Source organism: Ruegeria meonggei (genome assembly GCF_042768335.1).
In the GTDB taxonomy this organism is placed as follows: Bacteria; Pseudomonadota; Alphaproteobacteria; order Rhodobacterales; family Rhodobacteraceae; genus Ruegeria; species Ruegeria meonggei.
Window position 1 is genome coordinate 2425772 of the sequence record NZ_JAXHBT010000001.1, and the last position, 15929, is coordinate 2441700.

Below are 15929 nucleotides of genomic sequence, written 5' to 3' on the forward strand. Positions count from 1 at the left end.
AATCCTAACCATCCGTTAACCAAGCTGGCGGATGCTGCGCCCATGAAAGGGGTTATCCTTCATATTGCCCTGTTGTTGATCGCAACACCTGCCTGGTCCGGTGCCTGGCTGCGGGAAAAGGACTCAGCCTTTGTTGCAGCCGCCGTGACTGCGTTCAAAGATCCTGACGGTCGGTATGATTACAAATCATCGCTTTATGCTGAATGGGGATATCGGCCAAACCTGACCATCGGATTCGATTTCGAGGAACACCGCGACGTTTACGGTCATGCCCTTTTGTTCGCCCGTGCTCCGGTTGCGGATTTTGGCAAATGGGGGCGTTTTACCGCCGAGTTCGGAGCAGGCGCCCACCACCGGCACAAACGTGCCTGGGCGCTTTACAAGATGACGCTGTCATACGGGAAAGGCTTCGAAACTAGCTGGGGCAACGGCTGGATCGCGGTTGATACTGCTCTAGAGTATCGCACCCATGACGCGATGTTCCGCAAACTGGATTTTACCGCCGGGCTGTCGTCGCAACGGCTCTTGAACCCTCTGCTGCAGATCGAAACGTCTTACACCCCGGACAAGTCCTTGTTCTGGAGAGCCCGTCCCTCAGTGATGATCCGACGTCCCAACAGTCCTACAACCTGGGTTCTGGGTCTGGAACGCAACGATGCGCGCAGCGATACCGGTATAAAGTTCGCGATCTGGAACGAGTTCTGAATTGCAAAGAGGCCGCCCTGATCCGGGCGGCCACAGTTACGTTCAGCGTTCCATCCGCACAATGACCGACACTTCTCCACGAACGGCCTGCGGCCAGCGCAAGCCGATTTCATTTTTGTTCGTGCCCTGCTCCAAATCTACATACGGAGCGGCATAAGTGACGGAGCCAAAACTGTTTCTCAGCGGCCCCAAGGTCGTGACGGAATCACAACTGCGCGTCTTGCCGCCAAATGGCAATCTGACCTGCGATGGAATTGTCCAGACCTGAGACACAGAGGCCTGACTATGACGGAGCCGCAACGGGTTTGAAACTTTGAAATTCACCCCATGAAAGGTGTTATCATGGAACATCACATCCCGGTGCGCATCCTTGTTCAAAATGGCAAAAGTTGAATCCACCCTTTCTACCCGATTAATGCTGCCACTCGACGACCGGAATTTGTTGCCAGTGACGACCACGCCGTTCAGAAAATGCCCCGCCCCATGTGGACGAATTACAATATAACTGAACCAAGGCGGGACTTCGCTGGAATAAAAGATATTGTCGGTAACCGTCATTGAACTGAACGAATACCCGGCCGTATAAACCGGATTGGCATCCCGTTCGTTGGTCCATTCTACAAAGCAATTGTCGACATAGTTTTCAGAGATAGTCGAACTGTTATAGGTGCCGATCATGATCAGGCCCGCGCTGCGAACACCTTGCGAGATGCTATCACCCTGAAAGAAGTGGTTGCCCAGAACCATGTTGTTGGTGCCGCCCAGGACAGCAAAATGCAAAAAACGCACGGCCCGGTTGTGGCGCAGCTTGATGTCATTGGACGTCGCGTTCAGACCGATCGACTTGCGGTTTGAGACGTTGAAGGATTCCTCGCTCGACAGGAACTGGCAATTGTCGATCAGCATTCCCTGACACCCGGTCCCGATCGACGTGATCCCGCGGTCCTTTGGGCGGCTTATGAAACAATTGGCAACCGCAAACGTGCTGCCCGACGGGGCCAGACGGATGGCACTGCAGCGGCCATTGCACTGGAACTCGATCTCTTCCATGCCGAATTTTCGCAACGTGCTGAAGCCGCTGAAATCCAACAGATATTTGAACGCTTTAAAGTTAAATACCTGTGTCCCGGCAGCGTCATAGATCGGCGCGCTCAGGGTAATCTCACCGGCGCCAACGTTTTTCGAACGGACATAGACTTCGCGACCAACGCCATTGCCCTGCACCAGCGCACCCACCGGAATGTTCGCAACCTTCGCGACGTTGGTCAGACGGGTTCGGTTGTTCGGGTTGTAGGTCGCATGGGAACTAAAGGTCTCGGTATCCCAAGCGGCGCTGCTTTGGACATCAAACTGGCCATTGCGCAGCACCCGGCGCGTTGAAAACCCGCTTTGTTTGTTTGGAACGGCGGCCGCCATGTCAATGGGTTGACTGACTGCAATCTTGCGTCCCCCCATATCAAGAGATTCATGATCGGAATTGTTCAGCAGGGCCTGAAAGGCTTTTTTAAAGGCCAGCATTTCGTCACCAAAGGCCGTAATGTACGCGGGCAGATCAAAGTTCTTGGTCAGCAGCAACATCTTGTCATCAGGCATCGTGACAGTGCCTTCGAACTCAATTTCGGACGAGATCGAGGTGTTTTGTGCCAACAGGTAAGTTCCTTCGGGTACAAACACACGACGCCCGTTTGCGGCCTGGTCCGCCGATTCAAAAGCTGCTGAATCGTCCACGACGCCGTCTCCGACGGCCCCAAAGTCACGGACATCGACCAGGCTGATCAGGTCACGCAGAAACACACCAGTGACGTCGGTGATTTTGATGTCGTCGACCCGAATGACGGCTCCGTTTGCGCCATCGATTTCCAGGCCGAAATGCCCATAAAGAGCATCGACGCCCCAAGGCATATCCACGCCCGGACGCTGACCAGTGCCAACAATGGCGGTGATCTCATGGACCGTGCCATAGCCGGACAGTTGGGTCGCCGGGCCTTGCTCGGTTACGCCTGTCACCTGAACGTCCCCGGCACCTCCAGCCCAGCCGGCAATGCGTACTTGCGGCAACGGACCACTAATCGCCTTAACCCGCGACTTGATCTGCAAATAGCACCCCGGAAATAAGGGTGTCTGACCCATGTAGCGCAGTTGCTGGGTTGTGTTGACTTTCAATATTTCAAGACAGCCGCCGAAATTCGCATCTGCGGGTACAAACGCTCCGGTGCCAGACCCGTCATAAGTAGGCGAGCCCGGCGTTCCGTCGCCGCTGGACCACACGTTCAGACCGTTGGTGAAAGCAGGCGGTGTAAACACGATGCCATCAGTGATTGCCTTGTTCATAGAAATCCCTTTCCCAATCGCGCTGCAGCAGATCACTGCGCGCATAAACCCAGTGTCCGGGCAGGACCCGAACGCAAAAGCCTGAGTATCGAAAAGGGATTAACCGCCGCTCATGTCACCGTGACGGTGGTGTTGCGTCACGCTGCTGGGTCCGAGGCTCCCAGAAGCTGTACGCCATTGATCTTCCATCTGTTTTCTAGCTGCACCATCTGGTAATCTAGGATATGTACGCGGCCGTCGCCATCTACGATCATAACCTTCTGCCACAGCATTCCAGCCACTTCGCGCAGTTCCAGAAAACGTACATCCGCCGGGCGCCAGACCATCGGGTAACCGTTGCGCACCATTGCTCCAAAGTTCTTGGGGCTTTGGAACATGCGCTGGATATTGGGGCTAGCAAATGTAAAGGCCGTGACGAAGTCATCCGCCTCAAACGCTTGTATCTGTGCGGCAATGTTCGCCTCAATCTCGGCGTTCTGGGCAAATGCACCTGTGCCCAGCCCGGCACTGAGGCATACAGCAAGTAGTAAACGACGCATGGGGCCACCTCCTGATAAAAGAGTAGCCTCACACGGTTTCAGGTCAAATCAGACCAGCTCTCCAGCCAGCGCCTTTTCGATCAGCGCGACTGTTTCTGGAACACCGTAAAGGGCGATAAAACCGCCAAAACGCGGTCCTTGCGACGCACCCAGCAGCACTTCGTACAGCGCGGTGAACCACCCGCGCATGGGATCGAACCGCTCTCGACCGATGGAATAAACCACCGATTGCAGTGCCTCGTCCTCTGCCGGTCCATCATAGGCCTCAAGCGCCGCTTTCAGCGCCTCCAGCGCCTCACGCTCTTGATCGGTCGGTGCGCGATGCTGACGGGTCGGTTTGACGAAATCGTTGAAGTAACGCACCGCGAAACCCGCCGCCTGGTCCAGATCGGGATGGGTTTCCGCCGTGGCCTCTGGCGCATAGCGGCGGATGAACCCCCACAGCGCCTCTTTGTCCTCGGCCCCAGACACCGACGCCAGGTTCAGCAGCATCGCAAACGGCACCATCAGCGTGGATTCCGGAACGTCACCACCATGGATATGCCAAACCGGGTTATTCAGCTGCGCCTTCAACTCCTGCCCCGGGTAGGCGCGCAACTGCTGATGATACTCATCATAGGCTTTCGGAATCACATCAAAATGCATCCGTTTGGCGGTTTTGGGCTTTTGATACATGAAATACGCCAGCGACTCGGTCGGAGCATAGGTCAGCCATTCGTCGATCGACACGCCATTGCCCGAAGATTTGGAAATCTTCTGACCGTTTTCATCCAAGAACAGCTCGTACGAGAAATGTTCGGGCGCACGACCGCCCAGTGCGCGACAGATCGCGTCATAGATCTTTTCGTTAGTGGCGTGTTCCTTTCCGTACATCTCAAAATCAACCCCCAGCGCCGCCCAGCGCGCGCCGAAATCGGGCTTCCACTGCAGCTTGACGTTGCCACCCGTGACAGGCAGCGTCCATTCCTTGCCAGCTTCATCATCGAAGGTAATGGTATACGTCTCGGCACAGACCTTTTTCATTGGCACATACAACACGCGGCCGGTTTCGGGATGGATCGGCAGAAAGATCGAATAGGTCTGCTGCCGCTCTTCCCGCAAGCTTTTCAGCATGATCGCCATCACGTCATCATACCGCTCAACCGCTCGCTTCAGAATCTCGTCGAACTGGCCCGAGCGATAAAACTCGCGCGCCGAATAGAACTCATATTCGAACCCAAAGGTATCCAGGAACCGGCGCAGCATTGCGTTGTTATATTCGCCAAAACTGGGGTATTCGCCGAACGGATCCGGTACCGAGGTCAGCGGGCGCTGCAGATGCTCGGACAGCGCTTCTGGGTTCGGCACGTTGCTTGGCACTTTGCGCATACCGTCCAGATCGTCCGAAAAACAGATCAACTTGGTCGGGATGTCCGACAGCGCTTCGAACGCGCGCTTGACCATCGTGGTTCGCGCGACCTCACCAAAGGTTCCGATATGCGGCAGGCCTGATGGGCCATAACCCGTTTCAAACAGCACATATCCCTTTTCCGGAGCCCCTTTCTGATAGCGTTTGAGCAACCGGCGCGCCTCTTCAAAAGGCCAGGCCTTGGACGTCAGAGCGGTTTCACGCAATTCAGACATTTGATTATGAGCTCCATCAGGAAAAACAGTGCCGATCACCCCATGCTACCGACCGATCCCTCCTATTGTGCCCATGCAGCATGAGTCAATAAAGCGCGCGGATTTTCCTGACGGAATACCCGTTTCTGACCCGCTTAGGCCGTCAGTTGATCCAGCTTGGCCGCCCAGATAAAGTCATTCTCGCTCAGCCCGCCGATTTCATGTGTGGTCAGCTTGACGTCCACATACCCCCAGCCAAATGAGATATCCGGGTGGTGACCCTGCTGATCGGCCAACCAGGCGCAGAGGTTTGCCAGATAGGTCGCTTTGGCAAACCCTTTGAACTTGTAATGCCGACCCAACACCTTGGCGTCTGCGTCCAAATTCCAATCCGGGCGCAGCTCGGTCATATGGGCGTTTGCCTCGTCTCGGGTCAGCGCCGGTATGCCGCCGGAACAGGGAACGCAGGTTCGGTCCGACAGGCTGCAAGTTTGTCCTGATGTGGTCATGATCCGTTTACTCCGCTGCTGTTGCTTTTGACGGGAATTTGTTGGGCAACAGCCCCAAGGATTGCGCCCGATGCACATCCGCCAGCAAATCGCGATCAGCGGCGGCAAACAATTCCTCGGGGTTATTTAACACGAAATACCCCATCTGGTGCATATCGATCCGGTAAGGCGTGCGCAGGATTGCCAGGATGTCGAACGGTTCCCGATCGGGTATGTCACTTTCCACAGCATACACAAGCTCGGTCGGCGAGGACGCAAGCCCCGATCCCAGCGCCCTAATCTGTCCGTCCTGACGCCGCAGACCGAACTCGATCGAGAACCAATACAGCCGGATCAACCAGGCATAGTCTTTGTCATTGGCCCGCGCCCCGGCCAGCCCAATGGCATGACTAAAGGCGGCAAAGCGCGGATCACTCAGCAAGGGCGTATGGCCGAAAATCTCATGAAAAATGTCCGGTTCTTCGATATAGTCGAAATCCTCGCGCGACCGAATGAAGGACGCCGCCGGAAAAACTCGGTCAGCCAGCATACCGAAAAAGGTCTTGAACCCGATCAACGCAGGCACGGGTTGCACCCGCCAACCGGTTAAATCTAGCAACCGTTCTGAGATATCAACGCAGGATGGCACACGAGTTTTCGGCAGATCCAAACGCTCCAGCCCCGTAAGGTAGTCGCGCGCCATATAACGTCGCACGTTGTCCTGCTGTGCGGCGTAAAGATCGGCCCAGACGGCATCCTCTTCCGCTGTGTACGCAATATGGCCGCGCGCGTCGGCGACCTTGGCAACATATTTGGTTGAATTCGGCATCTGCGGGTCCTCCTAAGAGGAGTTTACCGGCAAGATCTGAAAAATTTGGTTGGAAACACCACGTTCTTTTGAGTAAGTTGGCATATATATTTCGCAAGGCCTTATTCCATGAACCAAACCCTTCAACCTGCCGACATTGCCATCCTGCAAGAGCTGCAGGCAGATGGTCGGTTATCCATGCAAGACCTGGCGGATCGAACCGGTCTTTCCGCCTCGCAATGCTGGCGACGGGTTCGGGACCTTGAGGCGGCTCAGGTGATCTCGGGCTATACCGCGCAGGTCCGGGCCAAAGCCGTCAGCCTGGATGCCATTGCCTATGTTCACGTGGCCCTGCGCGATCACCAAGAGGATAGCATCACCGCATTCCTGCGCCTGATCGAGACCGAGCCCCAAATCGTCGAATGTGCGTCAATCACCGGGGATCATGACTTCATCCTGAAGGTCTACGCCAAGACACCCGAAGCCCTTGAGCATTTCATCATGCAGCGCTTGCTGAAATCCGGCCTGGTGCGCGACACGCGCAGCAATTTCGTGCTGCGTCAGACCAAAACGCGGGGACCATTGCCAATTCTGTGACCGAAACAGGCAATATTCGTTGAACCTGTTCGCCAGCCCACCTATCGTGCGCGTTCAGTACAGCCCAATCAGGACAACACCATGAACGATCAAGTACCTCACCCGATGTCCCCTCAGGATTGCCTTGTTGCGATCATGGTTGCGGTCTCTGCGTCGGATGAAACCATCCGGACTGCCGAACTGGTCAAGATCGAAGGGGCAGTCAACATGCTGCCAGTTTTCGCGAATTACGACATCGACCGTACGCGTCGCGTCTCGCAAACTGTTTTTGACCTTTTCGAACAGGTAGAAGGGTTGGATGCGTTGTTTGGTCTGATCCGGGACAATCTGCCCGAGCGGTTGAACGAAACAGCCTATGCGCTGGCCTGCGATGTGGCTGCCGCAGACGGGTCACTGGCCGAAAGCGAGCTGCGCCTGCTTGAGGAAATCCGGTACGAGTTGAATATCGACCGTCTGCATGCGGCTGCGATCGAACGCGGCGCACGGGCCCGCCATACGACCTGAGGTCAACTGCCTTTCAGCGTTCCCCACCGCTCAATCAGAGCGCGCTGCAGTTTGCGTGATCTGTTGTTCCAGCTTCGTGCACCCTCCGGTCTCTCTCGTAGCGCACGCGGGATCGTGGCCCGATGATCGACGTCAGCGGTAAAGATGGCAAAAGCCAGTTCCGAGCCATCCGGCGCAGTAATAAACCCGCCCAAACCGGATACAAAATTCAATGTTCCGGTTTTGGCGTTCACCTTAATCGGGTGATCTTTGACTGGACGTCCCTGGCTGTCCAACAGATTGTACGACTTCAGCAAGGGTCGCAATGCGCCAGTCTTGCGCGCCGCAACCAGCGCTGTCACCAGATCGTGGGGCGCCATGCGCGATGCATCCCCAAGCCCTGAATGATCGACCATTGCGATGCCGGTCACGCCATAGGTCTCGGTTGCCCAGCGGTTCATTTCCGCCGCTGACTCGGCCAGGTTTTGTATGTCAGCTCCACGCGCTTTCGAGGCCGTCATTCCAACCATTTCCGCGGTCAGATTGGTCGAATATTTCAGCATGCCACGTAGGATGCTGTCCAACGGATCGCTTTGGTGAACCACTAGGACCTGCCCTGATGGGGCTTCGCGGGTTACTTGCACGCGACCCAATACGATACCATTTGTGCGCGCCAACGTACGGAACACGTCACCCACATAAAGCGCCGGTTTGCGCACCGGAAGCCACCGCGCGCCCCCATTGCCCAACGCCCCTTTGGCAACGGTCCAGCGGTCTTGCCGGGCGCTCGGTTGGTAGGTGTATATCGGCAGGTTGCGGCTTTCGACCCGCATCGAGGCCATATCGACCGACGGCGTATACTTGGCGGTTCGCGCGTCCATGGTCACGTCATACCCGGTGCCTTGGCGCTTCCACTCGAAATGCACGCGATTGAAGTTCAGGGAAATGCCGCTGATGGCCGGACTGTATCCCAAATGGTCCGGTTGGCCGGGGTCGATGCTGAACACATAGGGCAAGGCTCCATCATACACTTTGAAAGCGCCACGCACCTCGGTTATCCCGGCTTTACGCAGATTTGCCGCCATTGTTGCCAGCACAGTCGTATCCAGCAAAGGATCTCCGCCGCCCACAAGGATCAGGTCGCCGTTCAATACCCCGTTTTCGATCGGCCCATCAGCCATCAAAGTGGTTTCGAACCGGTAATCCGCACCCAGCACATCCAACGCATAAAGCGCGGTCAGTGCCTTGGCGACACTGGCAGGCGGCAGGCCCTGATCGCCACCAAAGGCCTCTAGCGGCGTACCCGTTTTGGCATCGGCCACGGCAAAAACCACATCGCCCCGCAATCGTGCGGCCTGAACAAGCCGCTCGGCTCCGCTGAACTGAACGCCACGAAGCTGCGGACGCAAAGATTGTAAAGGGGCATCTGCCAGCGCTGTGCCGGAAACAACCGAGGCCCCCAGCCCTGCAAGAAAAAAGCGACGTGAATAACGATCAACCATGGGTCAATACAATCCCAGAGATCACTGGCAAACAACCGGTGAATTTGATTATGCTTGCATCGTGGCTATTCAGGCAACACCCCATTCACCCAATCCCCTCGGGTACGTATCTGAGTTGAGCTGACGTCCACCATCGGCACATTGACAAAACACCACGCCGGAGCCTGCGCCCGCCCGAGCAGATGCCGCGCTTGCCCGTCAATGCGATAGCGCCCGTACAGCCGAGCCGCAGGGGACATCCGGGCCGAAATCCGATCCCCCGGACGCGCAACCACGCCGACGGGCACGTTATCCATGATCAACCGCCAATCTTTCCAGCGGTGGAATTGCGCCAGATTGTCCGCTCCCATCAGCCACACAAACCTGACCTGCGGGTAAAGCCGGCGGAGCACCGCCAGAGTATCCGCCGTCGCACGTGTGCCCGTCAACGCCTCGACATCGGTCACTTCAACGCGAGGATGTCGCATCATGGTCTGCGCCGCATTGAGCCTCTGTTCCAGCGGGGCTGGTCCATGGTCTTTCAGCGGATTGCCCGGCGAGACAAGCCACCACACCCGGTCCAGCCCAAAGGCTTTCATCGCCTCAAGTGTGATATGCACATGTCCCTGGTGCGGCGGATCAAAAGACCCGCCCAATAGCCCGACGACCTGCCCGGGCCGCGCATATGGTATTGCGTTTCGTAGCATCATCTGGTGTTGCTCAGAACTACAGCAGCTTGTCAATCAACCGGTTGCACCAGATCGCCCAACCTGACTCGCCCGGGCTGCACCACTTCGGCACACCAGCCGCCATGCCCGCGCACGGCGGAATAGCCGCCCCTGCCCAGCGCCTCTTCCATCCGGCTGCACGGAGCACAGATGACCGTGAACCTTAAAACGGCTTCGCCAACCTGTACGCGCCGCCCTTTGAGTGCCGCCAGATTAATCCCCGAGACCACCAAGTTACGCCGCAATAACTCAGGAGCCACAGGCCCCTGTCCCAAATAAGCCCCAATAGCAGCCAGATGCTCCTGCTGGATCAGCGTGACTGCCCGTTTGCCTGCGCGGCTGCGGTCGCCTTCGAGCCCAATGGTGGAGATCATGTCTGCCTCAACCGCGACCATCTCCGCACGACGCTCAGGCCGCAGACCGATCCATTCGACACGCCCCGGCTGCGCCCAACCAGCAATGAGATCTTTCAAGGCCACCTAAATTACCAGTTTCTTAATTACGTACATCAGGCCCCAGGCCAACCCAACATCGATAATTGTTCTCCAGAATGCCTTCCTCCAATACCTCCGATAGCGAATATCTTCCGGTCTGACTTCCGACTTATGCGCGGGAGCAGGTGGCATCATTCGGTCAATGCGTCGGATTGGTTCGCTGTAGATTTCCGAGCGCGCCCGCGCGGCCTCCCAGTGGAATTTCTTCAGACGAAACATCGAAAAGCAAAACAAACCGAACCACAAAAGGTATCCGGCAAACTCAATTAATCCAATAGAGTTGCTCAAACTGTACACCTAATCCTGCAGCCAAATGATCCACGCTTGAACTACCCAATCTCAATCTCGTAGTCCACCGACGCCTTCGACGATCCTATCCATTGCCCCCAATCGAACCATCCGCTATCACCCCGCCCAACCTGATTTCCCCGACCCAGAGGACGCGACATGGCCGCCTATCAATATGTCTACCACATGCAGGGTGTCTCAAAGACCTATCCCGGTGGCAAAAAGTGCTTTGAAAACATCCACCTGAGCTTTTTGCCGGGTGTGAAAATTGGCGTCGTCGGCGTCAACGGCGCCGGTAAATCGACGCTGATGAAGATCATGGCGGGCCTCGACACTGATTTCACCGGTGAGGCATGGGCCGCCGAAGGCGCCAAGGTCGGCTATCTGCCGCAGGAGCCGCAACTGGATGAGGCCCTCAGCGTTCGGGAAAACGTTATGCTGGGCGTCGCCGGGAAAAAGGCAAAGGTCGACCGGTTCAACGAGATCGCCATGGAGATCGCCGAGAATTACTCGGACGAACTGATGGAGGAAATGACCACCCTGCAGGACGCGATTGACGCCGAAAACCTGTGGGATCTCGACAGTCAGATCGATGTGTCGATGGAGGCGCTGCGCTGCCCTGCTGACGACGCCAACATCGCCAACCTCTCGGGCGGTGAGAAACGCCGCGTCGCGCTTTGCAAACTGCTGCTGCAAGCGCCTGACATGCTGCTGCTCGATGAACCGACCAACCACCTAGACGCCGAAACCATCGCCTGGTTGCAACAGCACCTAATCGATTACAAGGGCACGATCCTGATCGTCACCCACGACCGCTATTTCCTGGACAGCATCACTGGCTGGATCCTGGAACTGGACCGCGGTCGCGGCCTGCCCTACGAAGGCAATTATTCCGCATGGTTGGAGCAAAAGGCCAAACGGCTGGAACAGGAAGCCCGCGAGGACAAGTCCAAGCAGAAAACCCTGCAGCGCGAACTGGACTGGATGCGGCAAGGCCAAAAGGCCCGCCAGGCCAAATCCAAAGCCCGGATCAACGCCTATAACGAGCTGGCAGATCAGTCCGAGCGCGAGAAACTGACCCGCGCCCAGATCGTCATCCCCAACGGCCAGCGCCTTGGCGGCAAGGTGATCGAGGTCGAGGGCCTGTCGAAACACATGGGCGACAAGCAACTGATCGAAGGGCTGGATTTCGCCCTGCCCCCCGGCGGCATTGTCGGTGTCATCGGCCCCAACGGTGCCGGTAAATCGACCCTGTTCAAGATGCTCACCGGTCAGGAACAGCCCGACGCAGGCACCATCTCGTTGGGCGACACGGTCGAGCTGTCCTATGTCGACCAGTCCCGCGACGACCTCAAGGACAACGACACCGTGTGGGAAGCGATCACAGGCGGTGCCGAGATCATCCAGCTGGGGGACGCGCAGGTCAATTCCCGCGCCTATTGCTCCTCCTTCAACTTCAAGGGTGGCGATCAACAGAAGAAGGTCTCACTGCTGTCAGGTGGTGAACGCAATCGTGTTCACATGGCCCGTCTGCTGAAAGAGGGCGGCAACGTTCTGCTGCTGGACGAACCAACCAATGATCTCGACGTCGAAACCTTGCGCGCACTGGAAGACGCCCTGGTTGATTTTGCCGGCTGCGCCGTAGTCATCAGCCACGACCGTTTCTTCCTTGACCGGATTTGCACGCATATGCTGGCGTTCGAAGGCAACGCCCATGTGGAATGGTTTGAAGGTAACTTCGAGGACTACGAAGAAGACAAAAAGCGCCGTTTGGGTCCGGACGCATTGGAGCCCAAGCGGTTAAAGCACAAAAAGTTTGCGCGATGACAGGAACACTGAAGGCACGCTCGGAAAAATGGGTACGTAGCACGCGAAAAATCCTCGCGCCGCTACGAACGCGTATTCGGCGGAAATTCAGACCTGATCATTGTGTGATCGTCGCAAGCAACGGCCGGTCAGGCAGTACGATGACCTACACCGCACTGTTGGAGGCGCTTAAAAAACTGGATCCGAAAGTGGCGAGTCAGGCGCGGTTCATTGCGCGCCTGGATGACGCTGAATTCCAGGCTCCGTTTCTGTACAAAACCCACGACTTTCCACAAACCTTGTCCACCTGGCCCAAAGATACCAGAGTTGTCTTTTGTTTCGGTCCGGCCAAGGAATCCAGTTTTTCAGTCTATTCTGCGATGGAAGGCTATGGTCCGGATTGGATCAAAGAGCATTTCTATAATATGCATGCGACTGGCACCTTTGATGAGCTGTTTCAACGCGACGTGTTGCAACAAGCCCGGCAGATCAGAGAATGGGTCACCTTTCAGGATATCCCTGTTCTGTGCGTTCACTATGATGCGCTGTGGGATTATCAAAAGACCATTTCACGGTTTACCGGATTAGACTTTGCGCCACCTGCGCGACGCGCGCGTGCGCCCAAGGAAATTCCGGCCGAATTCAAGGAAAGTGCAGGGAAAGTCTACGATCCGATTGACGATGTCGTCGCACAACTGCCTAAGTGTTTTCGGGCTTCCGCGAAATTCGAAAAAATAGTAGGCAATTTGCCGATTTCTTAACAACTGGTACTTTTCCTCGCCCAGAATGACGCTGGAGGCAAAAATGAAGAAAATTCGCGCCCTGTTTCGAAAAAAGCGCCTGGACCATCCGCCCCAGCAAGCGACCGCCGTTGAACCCAGCGCGACAGAAAACGTACCTGCATCTGATTTAACTTCGCAGGATTCAGGTGATGCACCTCTAGCCTCAGATGTTCCCGCACAAGACGCAGACGTTGCACCACAAGATCAGGAGGGCGCCGCTGACATCCCGCCGCCGGAACCTGAAGTGTTCGAGCCATTTGTAGCCGCAAAAAACCGTGTCCGCGCGGCGCATGCCGGATCAGATGCCTTTCGTTCTGTTCTGTTTTTCACAACTCACAAATGCGCATCGACTTTTGTAACAGCGCTTTTGGACGAACTGGACGCCAAAAGCCCGTATACCAATATGAATTACGAAGGCGCGTATTGGGAACTGGGTGATGAAATCAATTCTGTCGAAGTCCCAGTCGAAGAGTTCTTAGGCAGAAACTCTGATATGCTGCTTCACAAACACGGCGAGATTTATGGACCACTTCGAAAGCCTTTCGATTTTCCAGGTCGTGAGAAGTTTAAACACATCTTCTTCTTCCGTGATCCCCGGGATGTGCTTGTCTCGATGTTCTATTCCTATGCATACACACACCCGGAACCCATTCACACGCAAGCGCGAAAGATTTTCCTGGAAAGACGTGAAAGAACGATCGAAAGAGGGATCGATTGGTTTGTATTAGAAACAACCACAGAAAACCTTCTTCCCAGATTCCTTGGCTATGGCGAGATATTACAGAATGCGGAAAACCCCCTGATCCTGAAATACGATGAGTTTTCGGCAGAAACCGAGACCTTCTTAAAGAAAATCGCTGACTATTTGGATATCGAACTTAGCGATGAAAGCCTTACAAAATTGACTAAGTTTGCCAGCCCTGTTCGGGACGGCGCGCCAGAATTAGAGCATAAAAGGTCCGGAAGAAGCGGCCAGTGGAAGCATGAGCTTAAGCCGGAAACAGCGGACAAGCTGAACGAACTGTTTGAACCGGTGTTGGGAAAATGGGGTTTTTGAACCGCGCGAACGGTGAAAGGTATTGATGCGACGTGGCTAAGCGTGAAAGGTGAGGCCTGTAAGAAACACCCAATTTCCCTTGTCACACGCATTTCCCGATGCCATATCCAAAGGGCTTACGTTTCTCTAATTCGACCTACTGTCTCCTTCAACGGCGCTCAGTCTATCGATACAGACGACGACGCCAGGCTGCCGCATCACCGTGGGCAGCACCAAAACAGGAGATACCGGAATGCCTTCAGGCACCGTAAAATGGTTTAACACCACCAAGGGATTTGGCTTTATCGCACCTGAAGAGGGCGGCCAGGACGTATTCGTACACATCTCGGCTGTGGAACGCTCGGGCTTGACCGGTCTGGCCGACAATCAGAAAGTCACATACGAGCTGCGCGCAGGTCGTGACGGCCGCGAAAGCGCCGACAATATCGAGCTTGCCTAAGCTTTGGAAAGGGTGGGACCTGCCCACCCTTTCAATTTTTAGCAAGCCGGACCATACTATCCCCCTCCAAGAATACGAACGACAGGGCGACGTTTTCGAAACTGGTTTGTCCAAAATTCGAAGGCGACTGAAATGAACAAGCTGCACAAACTGGTCCATTCCGCAAAGAGAGCTTTCAAAAAAGCGGAACCGCGCCCCAAACCTGACCTTTTTGAAACAGAAAAACGCAGGATTCTGGCTTGCCAGACCCAATCCAACGATTTGCGCTCTGCCCTGTTCTTTACGATGCACAAATGCGCATCCAATTTCTCGACCACTCTGCTGATAGAGCTAGCGAAGCAAAGCCCGTACAAAAGCATCAACTATGAGGCCGCCTATTGGGATTTGGGAAATCAGGTAGATCAAACCACGACGCCTGACCACGAATTCATGTTGCGGCACAATGAAATGCTGTTCTCTCATTTCGGGGAAATCTACGGCCCCTTGAGACAACCTTTGGATTTTCCTGGCCGCGAAAAGTTTCGAAACATATTCTTCTTGCGCGATCCGCGTGACGTGCTGGTTTCGATGTTTTACTCATTTGGATACACGCACCCGGAACCTCTGCACCATGAAGAGAGGATACGGTTCCTCAAGACACGCGAAGAAATTGTGGCGCAGGGCATTGATGCCTATGTGTTGAAAGAGACCGAAGGCCAGCTTTTGCCACGGCTTTTGGAATACAACCGGCTTTTGCAGAGCAGTGAGGCCTCTTTGGTTCTGAAATACGATGAGTTTGCGACCCAGACCGAGTTATTTCTTAAACGTGTCACTGACTACCTGCAGATCGATCTTAGCGCCGAAAGCGTCGAACGGTTGGCGCAGATGGCCAGCCCGCTCAGGCAAGGTGACGCGGTATTGGAACACAAAAGATCTGGAAAAAGCGGTCAATGGAAAGATGAGCTGAAGCCCGAGACTGCGGAAATCATGAACGCTAAGTTCAAGCCTGCCCTCGATCTATGGGGCTTCTGAACCTACCTTTTTTCACCCGCAGATGGCGGTTTCCAAAACTCTCAATCACCCAAATGGGTCTGGACGGCATTTCACAAGCCTTGTTCGATCCGCATCTGGCGCCTACACCGAAGTTTTACAACCCCCCAATAACATTAAGTATTTCTAAATCTCTGGTGTTCCAACCAATCCTGGTTACGCGGTTTCTCTGGATAAGTGTGGCCCTGCGATAACATCCCCCACAGCCTAAATCTCAGCGGCAATTGACCAGATCGGTTATCATTCCGACACTGGGGTCATGATTTTATGTT

The 15929-nt window shown here is 55.4% G+C and carries 16 protein-coding genes; 8 read left to right on the forward strand and 8 right to left on the reverse strand.

The window, feature by feature from the left end:
• The first annotated feature begins 42 nt into the window (after positions 1–42).
• Entirely contained in the window at positions 43–705 is a 663-nt protein-coding gene (locus tag SJY13_RS11890) for a hypothetical protein (RefSeq protein ID WP_377191185.1), read from the forward strand.
• Positions 706–747: 42 nt separating this feature from the next.
• Here SJY13_RS11890 and SJY13_RS11895 read toward each other — a convergent pair whose 3' ends face one another.
• From SJY13_RS11895 to phhA, 5 genes are all read right to left on the reverse strand, one after another.
• On the reverse strand, positions 748–3036 hold the full coding sequence (locus SJY13_RS11895; RefSeq protein WP_377191187.1) for a glycosyl hydrolase family 28-related protein: 2289 nt from the start codon (positions 3034–3036) through the stop codon (positions 748–750).
• Between the two features lie 137 nt (positions 3037–3173).
• Complete coding sequence (locus SJY13_RS11900; protein WP_377191189.1) at positions 3174–3575, reverse strand: DUF4864 domain-containing protein; 402 nt, start codon at positions 3573–3575, stop codon at positions 3174–3176.
• A gap of 48 nt (positions 3576–3623) precedes the next feature.
• The gene (locus tag SJY13_RS11905; RefSeq protein WP_377191191.1) at positions 3624–5198 is read right to left on the reverse strand and encodes a lysine--tRNA ligase; all 1575 of its coding nucleotides are present in this window, start codon (positions 5196–5198) and stop codon (positions 3624–3626) included.
• 134 nt (positions 5199–5332) lie between these two features.
• Positions 5333–5686: a 4a-hydroxytetrahydrobiopterin dehydratase gene (locus SJY13_RS11910; protein ID WP_377191193.1), complete on the reverse strand. Its 354-nt coding sequence runs from the start codon at positions 5684–5686 to the stop codon at positions 5333–5335.
• A 7-nt stretch (positions 5687–5693) separates the two neighbouring features.
• Positions 5694–6494 (reverse strand): phenylalanine 4-monooxygenase, encoded by an 801-nt coding sequence (gene phhA, locus SJY13_RS11915; RefSeq protein ID WP_377191195.1) that lies wholly within the window; start codon positions 6492–6494, stop codon positions 5694–5696.
• An 84-nt stretch (positions 6495–6578) separates the two neighbouring features.
• On the opposite strand from phhA, the gene SJY13_RS11920 reads away from it, so the two are divergent.
• Positions 6579–7070: an Lrp/AsnC family transcriptional regulator gene (locus SJY13_RS11920; RefSeq protein ID WP_449314366.1), complete on the forward strand. Its 492-nt coding sequence runs from the start codon at positions 6579–6581 to the stop codon at positions 7068–7070.
• Between the two features lie 81 nt (positions 7071–7151).
• On the forward strand, positions 7152–7574 hold the full coding sequence (locus SJY13_RS11925; protein ID WP_085822836.1) for a tellurite resistance TerB family protein: 423 nt from the start codon (positions 7152–7154) through the stop codon (positions 7572–7574).
• 2 nt (positions 7575–7576) lie between these two features.
• Here the strand turns inward: SJY13_RS11925 and dacB are convergent, their stop codons facing one another.
• The 3 genes from dacB to SJY13_RS11940 all read right to left on the reverse strand — a co-directional run bounded on the left by dacB (position 7577) and on the right by SJY13_RS11940 (position 10157).
• Positions 7577–9055, reverse strand: a complete 1479-nt coding sequence (gene dacB, locus SJY13_RS11930; RefSeq protein ID WP_377191197.1) for a D-alanyl-D-alanine carboxypeptidase/D-alanyl-D-alanine endopeptidase — start codon at positions 9053–9055, stop codon at positions 7577–7579.
• A gap of 65 nt (positions 9056–9120) precedes the next feature.
• Positions 9121–9741, reverse strand: a complete 621-nt coding sequence (locus SJY13_RS11935) for a nicotinate-nucleotide adenylyltransferase (RefSeq protein ID WP_377193621.1) — start codon at positions 9739–9741, stop codon at positions 9121–9123.
• Positions 9742–9773: 32 nt separating this feature from the next.
• Positions 9774–10157, reverse strand: coding sequence for an MOSC domain-containing protein (locus SJY13_RS11940; RefSeq protein ID WP_377193623.1), 384 nt, complete (start codon positions 10155–10157; stop codon positions 9774–9776).
• A 546-nt stretch (positions 10158–10703) separates the two neighbouring features.
• Between SJY13_RS11940 and ettA the strand changes: the two genes are divergently transcribed.
• From ettA to SJY13_RS11965, 5 genes are all read left to right on the forward strand, one after another.
• Positions 10704–12371, forward strand: coding sequence for an energy-dependent translational throttle protein EttA (gene ettA, locus SJY13_RS11945; protein ID WP_085822840.1), 1668 nt, complete (start codon positions 10704–10706; stop codon positions 12369–12371).
• Positions 12372–12511: 140 nt separating this feature from the next.
• A complete protein-coding gene (locus tag SJY13_RS11950; RefSeq protein ID WP_143534885.1) occupies positions 12512–13111 on the forward strand; it encodes a hypothetical protein in 600 nt (199 codons plus the stop codon).
• 43 nt (positions 13112–13154) lie between these two features.
• Complete coding sequence (locus SJY13_RS11955; protein WP_377191200.1) at positions 13155–14189, forward strand: sulfotransferase domain-containing protein; 1035 nt, start codon at positions 13155–13157, stop codon at positions 14187–14189.
• A gap of 232 nt (positions 14190–14421) precedes the next feature.
• Positions 14422–14628 (forward strand): cold-shock protein, encoded by a 207-nt coding sequence (locus tag SJY13_RS11960; RefSeq protein WP_085822843.1) that lies wholly within the window; start codon positions 14422–14424, stop codon positions 14626–14628.
• 132 nt (positions 14629–14760) lie between these two features.
• Positions 14761–15639, forward strand: coding sequence for a sulfotransferase domain-containing protein (locus SJY13_RS11965; RefSeq protein WP_377191202.1), 879 nt, complete (start codon positions 14761–14763; stop codon positions 15637–15639).
• The last annotated feature ends 290 nt before the right edge of the window (positions 15640–15929 follow it).

What these genes read in the sequence shown, in the direction of transcription:
- SJY13_RS11960 (WP_085822843.1), top strand. Translation starts at nt 14,422, where the DNA reads ATGCCTTCAGGCACCGTAAAATGGTTTAACACCACCAAGGGATTTGGC.
- SJY13_RS11940 (WP_377193623.1), bottom strand. Translation starts at nt 10,157, where the DNA reads ATGGTCGCGGTTGAGGCAGACATGATCTCCACCATTGGGCTCGAAGGC.
- SJY13_RS11950 (WP_143534885.1), top strand. Translation starts at nt 12,512, where the DNA reads ATGACCTACACCGCACTGTTGGAGGCGCTTAAAAAACTGGATCCGAAA.
- SJY13_RS11905 (WP_377191191.1), bottom strand. Translation starts at nt 5,198, where the DNA reads ATGTCTGAATTGCGTGAAACCGCTCTGACGTCCAAGGCCTGGCCTTTT.
- SJY13_RS11890 (WP_377191185.1), top strand. Translation starts at nt 43, where the DNA reads ATGAAAGGGGTTATCCTTCATATTGCCCTGTTGTTGATCGCAACACCT.
- SJY13_RS11895 (WP_377191187.1), bottom strand. Translation starts at nt 3,036, where the DNA reads ATGAACAAGGCAATCACTGATGGCATCGTGTTTACACCGCCTGCTTTC.
- SJY13_RS11935 (WP_377193621.1), bottom strand. Translation starts at nt 9,741, where the DNA reads ATGCTACGAAACGCAATACCATATGCGCGGCCCGGGCAGGTCGTCGGG.
- SJY13_RS11910 (WP_377191193.1), bottom strand. Translation starts at nt 5,686, where the DNA reads ATGACCACATCAGGACAAACTTGCAGCCTGTCGGACCGAACCTGCGTT.
- dacB (WP_377191197.1), bottom strand. Translation starts at nt 9,055, where the DNA reads ATGGTTGATCGTTATTCACGTCGCTTTTTTCTTGCAGGGCTGGGGGCC.
- SJY13_RS11925 (WP_085822836.1), top strand. Translation starts at nt 7,152, where the DNA reads ATGAACGATCAAGTACCTCACCCGATGTCCCCTCAGGATTGCCTTGTT.
- phhA (WP_377191195.1), bottom strand. Translation starts at nt 6,494, where the DNA reads ATGCCGAATTCAACCAAATATGTTGCCAAGGTCGCCGACGCGCGCGGC.
- ettA (WP_085822840.1), top strand. Translation starts at nt 10,704, where the DNA reads ATGGCCGCCTATCAATATGTCTACCACATGCAGGGTGTCTCAAAGACC.
- SJY13_RS11955 (WP_377191200.1), top strand. Translation starts at nt 13,155, where the DNA reads ATGAAGAAAATTCGCGCCCTGTTTCGAAAAAAGCGCCTGGACCATCCG.
- SJY13_RS11965 (WP_377191202.1), top strand. Translation starts at nt 14,761, where the DNA reads ATGAACAAGCTGCACAAACTGGTCCATTCCGCAAAGAGAGCTTTCAAA.
- SJY13_RS11900 (WP_377191189.1), bottom strand. Translation starts at nt 3,575, where the DNA reads ATGCGTCGTTTACTACTTGCTGTATGCCTCAGTGCCGGGCTGGGCACA.